Origin of the sequence: Micromonospora sp. WMMD1155 (genome assembly GCF_029581275.1) — a bacterium.
Lineage (GTDB): Bacteria > Actinomycetota > Actinomycetes > Mycobacteriales > Micromonosporaceae > Micromonospora.
This window is the reverse complement of record NZ_CP120742.1, coordinates 2,781,445-2,795,198: the sequence shown is the minus strand read 5'-3', so window position 1 is coordinate 2,795,198 and position 13,754 is coordinate 2,781,445. Positions and strand designations below refer to the sequence as shown.

Below are 13,754 nucleotides of genomic sequence, written 5' to 3'. Positions count from 1 at the left end.
GGATGGTGTCCACCGAGCCCCTGCGCTGCGCCGGCGCGCTGATCGTCGACGACGACGGCCGCATCTTCTTCCAGCGACGCTCACCCCACCGACGCCTCTTCCCCAACTGCTGGGACGTCGTCGGCGGCCACCTGGAACCCGGCGAGGACATCGACACGGCACTCCGCCGGGAGATCACCGAGGAGACCGGCTGGTCCCTCTCCCACGTCCTCGTCCAGGTGGGCGAGTACACCTACGTGGGCGACGACGGACTGACCCGGATCGAGTACGACTTCCTGGTCCGCGTCGACGGCGACCTCGACCACCCGAGGCTGGAGGCCGGCAAGCACACCGAGTACCGCTGGCTCGCCGAACACGAGCTTTCCGTGCTGGACGAGCACCGCGACGTCAACGACGGACTGATCCGGCGGATCGCGGACGAGGGTTTCGCCGCTCTGCGCTCGACAGGTCTGTGAACACCGTCGAGCTGGCCCCGCACCGGATCGCCGGGCTGCTCGCCCCGGCCGCGGACCGGGTCTTCCGGGCCGGCATGCTGGCCGGCCGCGACGGCGGCGGCGCGGTCCTGGCCCAGAAGTACGGCGGGATCGCGGCGACCGGATTCCTGGTCGACCTGCGTACCCGACTGGCCGCACCCGGCGGGAAGGTCGACGGCCCGGGGTTCGCGGCGGTCACCCGGTACCAGGACCCGGTCGCCTGCCGCCGCGCACTGGACAAACAGGTGGCGTACGGGATGCTCCACCGCGGCACCGACGGCACGCTCTCGGCCAGTGAACGCGGAGCCGCCTTCCTCGCCGAGCTGTACCAGGTGCACGCCGACGTCACCGAGGAACTGTGGGCCGGACACGACGAGCGGGTGTCCCGGATGGTGGCAGCGCTCGGTCGGCTGCTGTCCTACGCCCTGGTGCTCGTCGACGAGGAGGGTGACGCCGGAGGCTCCGCCTTCACCGCGATGGCGCCCCCGTACGAGCCGGACGGCACCCCGTCGGGCGTACTGCTGCTCAACCGGCTCGGCACGCTGCGCTACCACCGGGCCGACGCGCACGCCGCCGCCTGGGCCGCCGCCGGGCACACCGCGGCCAGCGTCGCCGCGCTGCCGCCCGGGCCCGAGCGGACCGCCATCGAGCTGGAGACCAACCGGCGGGCCGCCGGCCCGTACGCCGCCCTCGGCGCGGAGGAGCGACTGACCCTGCTCGCCGACCTGGCGGCGCTACCCGGCTGACCCGGCTCCCCCGACCCTGCCCGGCTCGGCGGGTGGGCCGCGGCACCGGGCTGCCCGGTTGACCAGAGCGGGCCGACCGACCGGCGCTATCCTCCACCGATGACGGGCAGCAGGACGAGGGAGGATGTCGCGATGATCGGAATGGTGCTCGCGGCCGGAGCGGGACGCCGGCTGCGTCCGTACACCGACACCCTGCCGAAGGCGTTGGTGCCGGTGGACGGCGAGACCACGATCCTGGACATCGCGCTGGGCAACCTCGCCGAGGTCGGGCTCACCGACATCGTGATCGTGGTCGGCTACGCGGCGGACGCGGTCGTCTCCCGTCAGGCGGACCTGGAGAAGAAGTACGGGGTCACGATCACCCTGGTGCACAACGACAAGGCCGAGGAGTGGAACAACGCCTACTCTCTCTGGCTGGCTCGGGAGCACTTCGCGCGCGGGGTCCTGCTGGTCAACGGCGACACCGTGCACCCGGTGAGTGTGGAGAAGACCCTGCTCGCCGAGCGCGGGCCGGGCATCCTGCTCGCCGTGGACACCCTCAAGCCGCTGGCCGAGGAGGAGATGAAGACCACCTTCGACGCGGCCGGCCAGCTCACCCGGATCACCAAGATCATGGACCCGGGCGAGGCGTACGGCGAGTACATCGGTGCCACCCTGATCGAGCCGCAGGTCGCCGACGCCCTCGCCGACGCGCTGGAGGCGACCTGGCGACGGGACCCGAACCTCTACTACGAGGACGGCTACCAGGAGTTCGCCGACCGGGGCGGCGAGGTGCGGGCCGCGCCGATCGGCGACGTCCCGTGGGTCGAGGTCGACAACCACGCCGACCTGGCCCGCGCGCGGGAGATCGCGTGCCGCTACTAGCGCGGAGCGTCCTCACCCCGCTGCACATCGACGTACGACGGGGGGCGGTCGCCGACCTGGCCGCGATCCTCGCCGACGGGCGGATCTCCTCAGGCGGTGACGTCGCGGTGGTGGTCGGCCCAGGTCAGGGTGCCCAGATCGCGGAGTTGATCAGGCCGTCACTGCGTACCGCCGACGTGTTCACCGTCGCCGGGGGCACGCTGGACGCCGCCGACGACCTCGGCGGCAAACTCCGCGCCCGGTCGTACGACGCGGTCGTCGGCATCGGCGGCGGCAAGACCATCGACGTGGCCAAGTACGCGGCCACCCGCCGAGGACTGCCGATGGTGTCGGTGGCGACCAGCCTCGCCAACGACGGGATCGCCTCCCCGGTGGCCAGCCTGATCACCGACGGGATCAAGGGCTCCTACGGGGTGCACATCCCGATCGCGGTGATCGTCGACCTGGACTTCGTGGAGAGCGGCCCGGACCGGCACAACCGGGCCGGCATCGGTGACGTGATCAGCAACATCAGCGCCTTGGCCGACTGGGAGCTGTCCCGCCAGGTACGCGGCGAACCCGTCGACGGGCTGGCCGCCTCGCTCTCGCGAGCGGGCGCCGAGGCGGTGCTCAACCACCCGGGCGACATGACGGACGACGCGTTCGTCACCGTGCTGGCCGAGGCGTTGATCTCCAGCGGCCTGGCGATGGCTGTCGACGGCACCAGCCGCCCGTGCAGCGGAGGCTGCCACGAGATCATGCACGCGGTCGACTCGCTCTTCCCCGGCACCGCCTCACACGGTGAGCTGGCCGGGCTGGGCGCGCTGTTCTGCACCTGGCTGCGGGGGGATCAGCGGCGCTTCGGGGAGATGTCGGCCTGCCTCGCCCGACACGGTCTGCCCCGGCTCCCCGCCGAGGTGGCGCTCACCGACGACCAGTTCGTCGAGGCGGTGCAGTTCGCACCACGTACCCGCCCGGACCGGTACACCATCCTCGAACACCTGGCACTGTCGCCTACCGAGACGCGGGACCGGCTGGCAGACTACGCCGGTGCAATCCGCGACCAGCTTGGCTGACCCCCGTCCCACCGTCGCCGACTTCCACCGGGTGAACCGGGGTGGCGGCCTGTTCAGCGAGTCGATCAGCCAGTGGCTGGGCGCCGTCTTCGCGCTCATCGCCCAGCGCCTCGGGCTGCGCCCGACCGCGTTGACCCTCGCCAACCTGGTGCTCGGGCTGGCCACCTCGGTCACCGTGGTGGCGCTCGCCGGCCCGGTCGCCGACGGAGACGTACCGGCCTGGGTGGTCGGCCTGCTCGCCCTGATCGGCTGGCAGGTGGCGTACTCCCTGGACTGCGCCGACGGACAGCTCGCCCGGGTGACCGGCCAGGGCAGCCCCGCGGGCGCCCGCATCGACATCCTCTGCGACGTGGCCGCGCAGATCGCGCTGGTCGCCGCGCTGGCCGCCACCGCCGTCGCGCAGGAGCCGTCCACCCCGACCTGGCTGGTGGCGACCTTCGCGGGCACCTGGATGGTCAACCTGGTGACGTCGGTGATGCAATCCGGCCCGAACGCGGCCAGCATGGTCACCTCGACCTCACTGCCGGTCCGCCTGGTGAAGCTGGTCCGTGACTACGGCGCGGTGGTCTTCGTGGCCGCCCTGGTGCTCGCCGTGGCACCCGCCCTGGTCCTCTGGGTGATCGTCGCCTTCACGATCGTGAACGGTGGCTTCCTGCTGGCGAGCATCGCCTTCTCCGCCCGAGCCTCCCTACGCTGACCCACCCCGGCGCACCCCGCGTCGCCCGCGCCGCGCCACGCCGCGCCGCGCCGCCCGCAAGATCCGCGCAACTTCTCCGATGTTGCTGCCTCCGGGACGCCGGAGACAGCAACTTCCCCGATGTTGTGCGGATCTTGCGGCCGCCCGGCGCGGGGCGACGCCGCGCGGGACGGGAGTCAGGCGCGGGTGGGGGTACGGGCCAGGCCCGCGTAGATGTCGATCAGCTGCTTGGTGACCACGTCCGGGTGGAAGGTGCGCTCGTAGCGGGCGCGGGCGGCCCCGGCCAGTGCGGGCGCACCGGCGCGGGCGACCGGCAGGGCGGCGGCCAGCGCGGCCGGCTCCGGGGCGACGACCCAGCCGGCGTCGCCGAGACCGGTCCCGGCCGGCATGGGCGACCCGTCCCCGGTCACCCGGGGAGCGACCGGCGAGGCGACCTCCGACGCGACCGGCGAGGCGACGGCGGAGGCGACGGCGGCCGGGCCGGTGCCGGCGGGCTCGTGCGGGGCGTCGGCCCCGACCAGGTACGGAATTCCGCCGAGCGCCGTGCCGAGCACCGGCCGACCGCTGGCCAACGCCTCGATGATCACGGTCGGCAGCACGTCGTGCCACATGGAGGCGGCGATCACCACGGCGCTCGCCTCGACCGCTGCCCGCACCCCGGCCCGGTCGAGCTGACCGAGGTAGACCACGTCGGGTCGCTCGGCGGCGGCGGACTCCACGAGCGGGCGCAACTCGCCGTCCCCGGCGATGCGCAACGTGCCGAGCGTGCCCACCGGGTGCCGACGCCAGGCGTCCAACAGCAGGTCGACGCCCTTCTCCGGGCTGAGTCGGGCCATGTAGAGGAACCCGTCACCGAGCGGCGTCGGCCGGCCCGGGTCGGGAACGGAGTTCGGCTTCACCACGATGCGGTCGTCCGGAATGCCGTAGTCGCGGAGGTGGTCGGCGATCGCCGAGGTGAGCGCGACGTACCGGTCCACCGAACGCCAGGTGCCCCGGTGCACGGCCAGGGTGGTCGCCATCAGGGCGCTCTGCGCGGCCGAATCGCGGTAGCAGCGGTGCTTGATCGCCGGCACCCCGAGCGCCCGGCCCTTGCAGTCCTGACAGATCACGCCGTCGCGGAAGTAGATCCCCGAGGAGCAGACCTGCCGGTAGTTGTGCACCGTCTGCACCACCGGCACGCCGTGGCGGTGCGCGGTCCGCACCACCCACGGCGAGATCAGGGGGTACGGGTTGTGCAGGTGCAGGACGTCCGGCCGGTGCTCGGTGAGCAGTCGGCTCAGGTCCTGCTGGGCACGTGGCGCCCAGATCGGCGAGATCGGCAGCAGCGCCTTCGCCGCCTTCGACATCGACGGGATCTCGTCCGAACTGCGGATGAAGGGCAGCACCTCGACGCCGGCAGCGGTGAGCTGCGCCATCTCCGAGTCGACGATCGTGTTCTCGCCGGAGGGCTGAGCTTCCCGGTACCGGTTGTGCGCCACCACGATTCTCACGGGAAAGAAGGCTACCGTTGGCTGGTGCCCGAACTACCGGAGGTTGAGGCGCTCGCGGGTTACCTGCGGCAGCGCGCGGTGGGGCGGCGTGTCGACCGGCTGGAGATCGCCGCGATCAGCGCCCTGAAGACGTACGAACCGGCACCGACCGCGGTCGCGGGTCGGACGGTGGTCGACTCCAGTCGGCACGGCAAGTTCCTCGACGTGCTCTTCGAGGGTGACCTGCACCTCGTGGTGCACCTGGCCCGGGCGGGCTGGCTGCACTACCGGGAGGCGTTCCCGGCCACCACCCCGCTGCGTCCCGGTAAGGGTCCGATCGCGCTGCGCGTACGCCTGGACGACGGCTCCGGCTTCGACCTCACCGAGGCCGGCACCCAGAAGAAGCTGGCCGCGTACCTGGTCACCGACGTGTCAGCGGTGCCCGGGGTGGCCAAGCTGGGGCCGGACGCGCTCGCCGCGGACCTGCCCACGTTCGCCGAGCGGCTGCGGAGCCGGCGGGGGCAGGTCAAGGGGGTGCTGACCGACCAGTCGGTGCTGTCCGGGGTGGGTAACGCGTACTCGGACGAGATCCTGCACGCCGCGAAGCTGTCCCCGTTCGCGATCACCGACCGGCTCACCGATGCCCAGATCGCCACGCTGCACGCGGCCACCCGGCAGGTGCTCGGCGACGCGGTCGAGCGGTCCCTCGGTCAGCGGGCGGCGGAGCTCAAGGGCGAGAAGCGCTCCGGGTTGAAGGTGCACGCCCGCACCGGGCTGCCCTGCCCGGTGTGCGGGGACACGGTGCGCGAGGTGTCGTTCGCCGATTCGAGCCTGCAGTACTGCCCGACCTGCCAGACCGGCGGCAAACCCCTCGCTGACCGACGGTTGTCCCGCCTCGTACGGTGAGTAATTCCACTCGGCGACTACGGAGCGGAATCGGCCTTCCTGAGCGGAAGCTCCGGTCCGCCGTTCTCGCCAGGCGCGCATCCATCGGTATAGTGGCCCGGTCCCCGGCTTCTGAAATGGTGCGGAGCCGGCCAGATCCCGCCGGCACCATCGGTCGCCAATCTCCTTCGGGGCGGCGACCGGTCGGAGCTCGCGTGGGAGACTGGGACGGTGGGCGACCCGGGCCCTCACGCCGAGTGAGCGGCCCGTGTCATGCGGGAGGACATGGGTGAGGTGACGGCAAGCCTCCAGCGCCCGGTAACCAACGAAGGCCGGAGCAGACTCGTGCGGCACGTCGACAGCTTCGAGATCCAGCCGCCGACGCCGCCGTCACACAACGGCGTCCCTCGGTCGGCGTGGACCAGGGCTCGACGCCGGGTTTCCCGTTGGCACCGCCCCTACATCGCGATCCTGCTGCTGCTCGACTTCGGCGCGGCGGCGTTCGCCAGCTGGGTCGCGATCCAACTCTTCGACCAGGCGCCCTCCGGCTTCTCCGGCTCGCACCGCGACCTAACCTGGTTTCACACCATTTCCTACCTGTTACTCCCACTCGGGTGGGTAGTCATCCTCTGGAGCAACCGAGCCTACGACCGCCGATATCTGGGGCTTGGCCCGGACGAGTTCAAGCGGGTAATCAGGGCTGCGGTGACCGTGACGGCCAGCGTCTCCTTCCTCGCCTTCTCCACCAAGACCGCGCCATCGCGCTGGACCGTCGGCACTGCGCTACTCGGGGCGCTGCTGCTGATCCTCTGGTGCCGGTTCGTGGCCCGCTGGGCGCTGCACTACATCCGGCGTCGGGCCGGCCAGGCCTCGCACCGGATGGTGCTGGTCGGCACCCTCCCGGAGTGCCTGGAGGTCTACGCGGCGGTCACCCGTAGCCCGAACGCCGGTCTGATGCCGGTCGCCATCCACATCACCGACGGCTACGCGGCGGCCCGGGGGATGCCGACCCCGGTTCCGGTGTACGCCGGCCGCGACGTCCTGGCCCTGGTCCGTGAGGTCGGCGGGGACACCATCGCCGTCTGCGGGTCGGCCAGTGCCGAGCCGGGCGAGCTGCGTCGGCTGGCCTGGCAGTTGGAGGGCTCCGGCGTCGACCTGGTCGTAGCGCCACAACTCACCGACATCGCCGGGCCCCGGGTGCACATCCGGCCGATCGAGGGCCTGCCGCTGCTGCACGTCGAGGAGCCGACCCTCTCCGGTCCCGCGCTGCTGGCCAAGAACCTGATGGACCGGGTCGCCGCCGGTCTCGGTCTGCTGCTGCTGATCCCGCTCTTCGTGGCGATCGCCGTGGCGATCAAGATCTCGGACCGGGGGCCGGTGTTCTTCCGCCAGCCCCGGGTGGGGCACGAGGGACGCACGTTCCGGGTGTGGAAGTTCCGGACCATGTACGTCGACGCCGAGGATCGGCTGGCCAGCCTCGTCGACCGCAACGAGACCGACGGCATGTTGTTCAAGATGAAGCAGGACCCCCGGGTCTTCCCGGTCGGTGGCTTCCTGCGGGCCTCGTCGCTGGACGAGCTGCCGCAGCTGATCAACGTGCTCTGGGGTGAGATGTCGCTGGTCGGGCCCCGCCCGTTGCCGGCCGACGACGGCGACTTCCTGGGCGACGTACGCCGCCGCCTGCTGGTCCGCCCCGGCATGACCGGGTTGTGGCAGGTGTCCGGCCGCTCCGACCTGTCCTGGGACGAGTCGGTCCGACTGGACCTCTACTACGTCGACAACTGGTCGCTGGCGTACGACCTGAGCATCCTGTGGCGCACAGTCGGGGTGGTGCTCGCCCGCAAGGGCGCCTACTAGGGGGTTGGCGGGTCGGCTCGCAGGGGCAAGGATCGCTGCGTGGGTGCCAACCTCTCCGCCGTGGTCGGCGTCGTGTCGCTCGTCACCGCGCTGACCGCCGCCCTGTTGGCGGTGCTGCGGTTGCGCGCCCGCCGTGGGATCGCCACCGCCACCCAGCGGGCCACCTACGAGGTGCTGCACACCGCCGGCCTGGCCGCCGAACCGCTGCGGGCGGGGCTGAGCGAGTCGGGCGCCGCGAAGGCCGTACGTCATCTGCGGGCCCTGGTGGGCGCGGTCGGGCTCGCGATCACCGACACCGACCGGCTGCTGGCCCTCGACGGGCGCGGCACGCACCACGGCGAGCAGTTGCTCGCGGCGGCCCAGCGGACGGTCGACACCGGCCGCTCGACGGTGCTCGGTGAGCAGGAGTTGCACTGCGACCGGGTGGACTGCCCGATCCGTGGGGCGATGGTCGCGCCGTTGCGGGGGGCGGACGGTCGGGTGGTCGGCGCGTTGGTGGCCGTCGCCGACAGCCCACCACCACCGGGGCTGGTGCAGGCCACTCTCGAGACGGCGCACTGGGCCGGCAACCAGCTGGCCCTGGCGGAGCTGGACTCGTCCCGGGAACGGCTGGCCCGCGCCGAGATCCGCGCGTTGCGGGCGCAGATCAGCCCGCACTTCATCTACAACGCGCTGACCGCGATCGGCTCGTTCGTCCGCACCGACCCGGAGCGGGCGCGGGAGCTGATCCTGGAGTTCGCCGAGTTCACCCGCTACTCGTTCCGGGCGCACGGCGAGTTCACCACCCTGGCCGAGGAGTTGCGCTCCATCGACCGTTACCTGACCATCGAGCGGGCCCGGTTCGGCGACCGGTTGCAGGTGCGGTTGCAGATCGCCCCGGAGGTGCTGCCGGTGACCCTGCCGTTCCTGTGCCTGCAACCTCTGGTGGAGAACGCGGTCCGCCACGGGTTGTCCCGCAAGCCGGGCACGGGCATGGTGAGCATCGAGGCCCGGGACGCGGGTGCCGAGTGCCACATCACGGTGGAGGACGACGGAGTGGGAATGGACCCGACCACGCTGACCGCCGGCATCGCCGAGCTGGCCCGCGGCACCGGCGACCCGGGCGACGACACGGGCCGGCACGTCGGCCTCTCCAACGTCGACGAGCGGCTGCGGTCGGTCTTCGGCGACCGGTTCGGCCTGGTCGTGGAGACCGGGCTGGGCTCGGGCACGAAGGTGAGCATGCGGGTGCCGAAGTTCCACCCGGGTGTACGGGCCGGGTCGTGAGCGAGCGGACCGGGACGGCCGCGGTGAACACGTCCGGCTTCCTCCGGGTGCTGGCGGTGGACGACGAGCCGCCCGCGCTCGACGAATTGGCGTACCACCTTCGGGCCGACCCCCGCGTGGCCCGGCTGCTCACCGCCGGTGACGCGACCGAGGCGCTGCGGCTGCTGCGGGACGGTGACGTCGACGTGGTCTTCCTGGACATCCGGATGCCAGGGCTGGACGGGATGGAGCTGGCCCGGGTGCTGCGCCGCTTCGCCCGGCCGCCGGCGATCGTGTTCGTCACCGCGTACGACGACGGTGCGGTGGACGCCTTCGACCTGGGTGCCACCGACTACGTGCGGAAGCCGGTTCGCGCGGATCGGTTGGCCGAGTCCCTGCGTCGGGTGATCGGGTCGCGGGTGGTGCCGTCGCACCCGGCGGCGCTGGCCCGCGCCGAGGAGGACCCGACGATCCCGATCGAGTTGGCCGGCACCACGCGGATGCTGCCGCGTTCGGCGGTGCGCTGGGTGGAGGCGCAGGGGGACTACGCCCGGTTGCACACCGCGGACGGGTCGCACCTGGTGCGGGTCTCGCTCGCCACGTTGGCGGAGCGCTGGGCCGATGCAGGTTTCGTCCGGGTGCACCGGTCGTACCTCGTGCAGTTGAAGTTGATCGCGGAGCTGCGGTTGGTCAACTCCGGCTATGTCGTGGTGATCGACTCGACCGAGCTGCCGGTGAGCCGTCGGCATACCCGGGAGCTGAAGGACAAGCTGGTCAGGGCCGCGAAGCAGGACTGGAATCGCTGAATCGGGAATGCAAAGACGCCTACCGTACGTTGTACGCTAGTCCGTACGACTTCCGGGAGGCCGCCGTGACCGTGACCCCGTTCGACGCCGAGACCGAGTTCGATCGCCAAGTCGACCACCTGGTGCGACTGGGCTACCCGGCCCTGGCCGGGCTGTCCGAGACCGCCTTCCGGGACCTGGTCGCGCCACTGCGGGCCAGGGCGGCCGACGGCACCGCCGGGCTGCCCGCCCCCACCGACGCGCGAGTGCCCTTCCTGCTGGTCATCACCCGGGACCTGGTCGGAGTACCGGAACGCCTGGGGCTCGCCACGCTGGCCGGCAAGCGCAAGCCCGGTGTCGTCGACCGCAACTACGCCGAGGACGACCTGCCGCGCTTCGACCCGATCAAGGAGTTGGAGGTGCCGGCCGGGCCCGCGTACCTGCTCTTCGACGTCGACCGGGGCGAGGAGTTCCGCAACCTGGCCCCGGCCACCGCCATGGAGCAGATCACCGCCCAGGGTCGGCTGCCGCTCACCATCGACGAAGGGCTGGCCTTCGTCACGCTGCACCCGGCGGCGCTGGCCAGCAACAGGTGCTTCTCGCTCGTCGGGTCCCGGTGCGGTGACAAGCGGGTGCCGGCGCTCTGGATCAGCCAGGGAGCACCGAAGCTGGGCTGGTGCTGGTACGGCAACCCGCACACCTGGCTCGGCTCCGCCTCGGCCCGTCCGGAGCGCGTCGGCCTGGACTGAGCATCTACGAGGGGAAATGCCCGGTCGTGCGGATCCGACCGACCGGGCACCCCGCCGTCATCACCCGTGACCTATTCTCCTGACACCGATTCGCGTACGGGGCGCCCGGATCGGGGCAGGCGGAGTCTGCTCGGTCGCCCCACCACCATCACGTTGGGACATCGATGCAGCTAATCCCAGGCCGCCGCGGCCTGCTGGCCGGTGCCGTCGTGGCGGCACTCGTGCTGCCCGGGGCCACTCCGGCTCAGGCCGCGCCAACGGGCGTCGTCAGTGGACGAGTCACCACCAACACCGGCACCCCCGCCGCAGCGGTCCAGGTGCAGCTCTACCGGAGCGACAGCTACGCGTACGTCAGCTCCACCGACACGGACTCCGACGGCAACTACAGCCTCGGCGGGCTGCGGGCCGGCTCCTACCTGGTCGGCTACTTCTCGTGGGATCGGCCCGAGCAGTACCACCACCAGAAGGTCAGCCCCTTCGACGCGGACCCGGTGACCGTCACCGAGGGCGGCACCACCCGGGTCGACGAGCAGCTCTTCGAGATCGGCACCATCGCCGGTCGCCTCGTCGACACCGCCGGGGACCCGGTCGTGGACCTCAGCGTGGACGCCCGCGAGGTCGACACGGGTGCCCGGGCCTGGGGCCGCACCGACGACCAGGGCCGGTTCACGATCGCCGTCAAACCCGGTGGCTACGTCGTGAGCATGCGGCCGATCGAGGGCTCCTACCAGGAGCAGTACGTGCCCGGGAAGCTGGACGAGGAGAGCGCCGACGTCTTCCAGGTGAAGGCGGACGAGACGACCGCTGTCAACGACACCGTCCTGCCGACGGGTGTGCTGGCCGGGCGGTTCACCACCGCCGCCGGCGCGCCGCTCACCGACGCCTCGGTCGACGTCAGCGCCGCCGACTCCTACGGCGGAGCGTGGGCGCAGACCGACGCGAACGGTGAGTTCTCCGTCCAGGTCCTTCAGGGTGCGTACAAGGTCGGCCTGAGCGCCGGCGAACGGCAGCAGTACTACCGCGGCAAGCTGACCCGCGAGGAGGCCGACGTCGTCGAGGTCCGGGGCGGGCAGACGACGTCCATCAGGGACAGCCTGCTCGGCACCGGCACGGTCACCGTGTCCGCCGTCGACTCGGTCACCGGCGCCCCGATCGCCGACTTCTGCGCCCAGTCGGTCTGCAGCAACGGCACCGGCACCGCGACCGTCACCGACCTGCCGCAGGGCCGCCACACCATCTACGTGGACGCACCGGACGAGCTTCACTTCAACCGCGAGGTGACCGGGGTGCGGGTCAAGGCGAACAGCGACACCAAGCTCACAGTGAAGCTGAAGCCCGCCGCGGTCATCAGCGCCACCATCGTCGACCGGCAGAGCGGGTCGCCCGTGCCGAACATCTGCCTGGATGCGTTCCTGCCCAAGCAGGCTTCGCTCCGCGACGGCTACGGCGACTGCAGCGACCACTACGGCCGGATCCAGGTCGGGCCGCTCACCGCCGGCGACTACAAGCTCCTCGCGGTGCCGCGCAACGACACCCACGGCCGCCAGTGGGTGGGTGCCGACGGTGGCAGTGGCGACGAGCGGGAGGCCGCAGTCGTCACGGCGACCGCTGGTCAGGTCGCCACCGCGCCGCAGGTGAAGTTGGATCGGGCCGGCACGATCACCGGCACGATCACCGACCCGTCGGGGCAGCCGATGCCGAACGTCGGTGTGTCGATCCTGACCGCCCACCCCGGGGTCGGTGCCGAGGACGCCACCACTGACGAGAACGGCGTTTACACCCTCAAAGGGGTGGGCCCGTACGCCTGGCCGGTGGTGGTCGGCGGCTATCAGTACGCCAGCGAGTGGTCCGGCGACAAGACCAGCCGGTACACCGCCGCTCCGGTGACGGTGACCGCCGGTGCGACAGCGACCTACAACGCCCAACTCGACCAGGGCACCGAGCTGACCGGCACCTTCCGCACACCGGACGGCACGGCGTTCGACAGTGGGTTCGTCATCGCCCGCAGCGTCGACACCGGTGACATCGCGGGCAGTGGCTGGATCAGCGAGGGGCAGTTCAGCATGCACCTCAAGGGCCCGCAGCGGATCTTCTTCACCTACAACGTGTCGCTCGGCGACGAGTACTTCGACGGCCGCTACCTGGTCACCCAACCGGACGGCACCCGCAAGCTGGAGCGGTTCACCGTCCCGGCCAGCGGCAGCATGTCCGTCGGTCTGGTCCTCGCGACCGGCTGACGTCTCACGTGGCGGGGCCGGTGGCGGTGTGCCACCGGCCCCGTTTCGTGTCCGAGGAACCTTCCGCTCGTGCGCCGAGGGGTGACGGTCAGAAGATGTCGGCCAGCGGCAGGGCGAGGGGGAACGGCTGCTCGGTGCGGTAGACCTCACCGACCGGCGGAGTTGCCTGCTCACGGTAACCGCCCGCACCGTTGACCAGCACGGTGAGGGTTTGCTTGCGAGGCTCCACCAGCCAGTAGAGCGGAATGCCGGCGGCCGAGTACTCATGACGTTTGAGCACCAGGTCGCGGCCGGCGTTACTCGGTGAGATCACCTCGACGACGAGGAGCACGTCGGCCGGGTCGAGCGCGGCACCGCCGCTGGACAGTGCGCTCTCGCGTGCGACGAAGAGATCCGGCACGAAGTACGAGGAGCGTCTCGCGCTCACCCCGATGCCCTGGCCGACGAGCACACCGGTGGGGGCCTGCCGATCGAGGAGCCGGCGGAGGCGGTTGGCGACCGCGCCGTGGAAGACATCCGCGTGGGGGGACACGAGCAGGCTCCCGTCGAAGATCTCGTAGACCTGGTCGTCCTCGGGGAGGCCCCGGAGGTCGTCCACCGTCCAGGCGTCGCCCCAGCCGGGCCGGGCAGGGTTGGTCACCGTCACACCTCCTCTCTACCGGACCACCCTGACAGCTCGGACCGTCGTCCAC

13 protein-coding genes are annotated in these 13,754 nt (G+C 71.5%); 11 read left to right on the top strand and 2 right to left on the bottom strand.

What is annotated here, in order from left to right; translation table 11 throughout:
- Positions 1–2 precede the first annotated feature (2 nt).
- The 5 genes from O7617_RS12660 (at position 3) to O7617_RS12640 (ending at position 3,835) form a co-directional block, all read left to right on the top strand.
- A complete protein-coding gene (locus O7617_RS12660; RefSeq protein ID WP_282263686.1) occupies positions 3–455 on the top strand; it encodes an NUDIX domain-containing protein in 453 nt (150 codons plus the stop codon).
- Positions 452–1,219, top strand: a complete 768-nt coding sequence (locus O7617_RS12655; RefSeq protein WP_282263685.1) for a hypothetical protein — start codon at positions 452–454, stop codon at positions 1,217–1,219. The genes O7617_RS12660 and O7617_RS12655 overlap by 4 nt, the downstream gene beginning before the upstream one ends.
- Before the next feature lie 132 nt (positions 1,220–1,351).
- A complete protein-coding gene (locus O7617_RS12650) occupies positions 1,352–2,083 on the top strand; it encodes a phosphocholine cytidylyltransferase family protein (RefSeq protein ID WP_282264721.1) in 732 nt (243 codons plus the stop codon).
- On the top strand, positions 2,071–3,138 hold the full coding sequence (locus O7617_RS12645) for an iron-containing alcohol dehydrogenase family protein (RefSeq protein WP_282263684.1): 1,068 nt from the start codon (positions 2,071–2,073) through the stop codon (positions 3,136–3,138). The genes O7617_RS12650 and O7617_RS12645 overlap by 13 nt, the downstream gene beginning before the upstream one ends.
- The gene (locus tag O7617_RS12640) at positions 3,113–3,835 is read left to right on the top strand and encodes a CDP-alcohol phosphatidyltransferase family protein (protein WP_282263683.1); all 723 of its coding nucleotides are present in this window, start codon (positions 3,113–3,115) and stop codon (positions 3,833–3,835) included. The genes O7617_RS12645 and O7617_RS12640 overlap by 26 nt, the downstream gene beginning before the upstream one ends.
- A 176-nt stretch (positions 3,836–4,011) precedes the next feature.
- Here O7617_RS12640 and O7617_RS12635 read toward each other — a convergent pair whose 3' ends face one another.
- On the bottom strand, positions 4,012–5,325 hold the full coding sequence (locus O7617_RS12635; protein WP_282263681.1) for a glycosyltransferase family 4 protein: 1,314 nt from the start codon (positions 5,323–5,325) through the stop codon (positions 4,012–4,014).
- Positions 5,326–5,349: 24 nt separating this feature from the next.
- On the opposite strand from O7617_RS12635, the gene O7617_RS12630 reads away from it, so the two are divergent.
- From O7617_RS12630 to O7617_RS12605, 6 genes are all read left to right on the top strand, one after another.
- Entirely contained in the window at positions 5,350–6,210 is an 861-nt protein-coding gene (locus O7617_RS12630) for a DNA-formamidopyrimidine glycosylase family protein (protein WP_282263679.1), read from the top strand.
- Positions 6,211–6,474: 264 nt separating this feature from the next.
- The gene (locus tag O7617_RS12625) at positions 6,475–8,046 is read left to right on the top strand and encodes a sugar transferase (protein ID WP_282264720.1); all 1,572 of its coding nucleotides are present in this window, start codon (positions 6,475–6,477) and stop codon (positions 8,044–8,046) included.
- 39 nt (positions 8,047–8,085) lie between these two features.
- Complete coding sequence (locus O7617_RS12620) at positions 8,086–9,312, top strand: histidine kinase (RefSeq protein ID WP_282263677.1); 1,227 nt, start codon at positions 8,086–8,088, stop codon at positions 9,310–9,312.
- A gap of 23 nt (positions 9,313–9,335) precedes the next feature.
- Entirely contained in the window at positions 9,336–10,097 is a 762-nt protein-coding gene (locus tag O7617_RS12615) for a LytTR family DNA-binding domain-containing protein (protein WP_282264719.1), read from the top strand.
- Between the two features lie 65 nt (positions 10,098–10,162).
- Positions 10,163–10,825: a DUF5701 family protein gene (locus O7617_RS12610; RefSeq protein ID WP_282263676.1), complete on the top strand. Its 663-nt coding sequence runs from the start codon at positions 10,163–10,165 to the stop codon at positions 10,823–10,825.
- A 164-nt stretch (positions 10,826–10,989) separates the two neighbouring features.
- On the top strand, positions 10,990–13,062 hold the full coding sequence (locus O7617_RS12605; protein WP_282263675.1) for a carboxypeptidase-like regulatory domain-containing protein: 2,073 nt from the start codon (positions 10,990–10,992) through the stop codon (positions 13,060–13,062).
- Positions 13,063–13,150: 88 nt separating this feature from the next.
- On the opposite strand, the gene O7617_RS12600 is transcribed toward O7617_RS12605, so the two are convergent.
- Complete coding sequence (locus O7617_RS12600) at positions 13,151–13,702, bottom strand: Uma2 family endonuclease (RefSeq protein WP_282263674.1); 552 nt, start codon at positions 13,700–13,702, stop codon at positions 13,151–13,153.
- Positions 13,703–13,754: the final 52 nt, after the last annotated feature.

Coding starts and splice junctions, on each gene's coding strand:
- O7617_RS12660 (WP_282263686.1), top strand. CDS start 3: ATGGTGTCCACCGAGCCCCTGCGCTGCGCCGGCGCGCTGATCGTCGAC.
- O7617_RS12650 (WP_282264721.1), top strand. CDS start 1,352: ATGATCGGAATGGTGCTCGCGGCCGGAGCGGGACGCCGGCTGCGTCCG.
- O7617_RS12625 (WP_282264720.1), top strand. CDS start 6,475: ATGGGTGAGGTGACGGCAAGCCTCCAGCGCCCGGTAACCAACGAAGGC.
- O7617_RS12605 (WP_282263675.1), top strand. CDS start 10,990: ATGCAGCTAATCCCAGGCCGCCGCGGCCTGCTGGCCGGTGCCGTCGTG.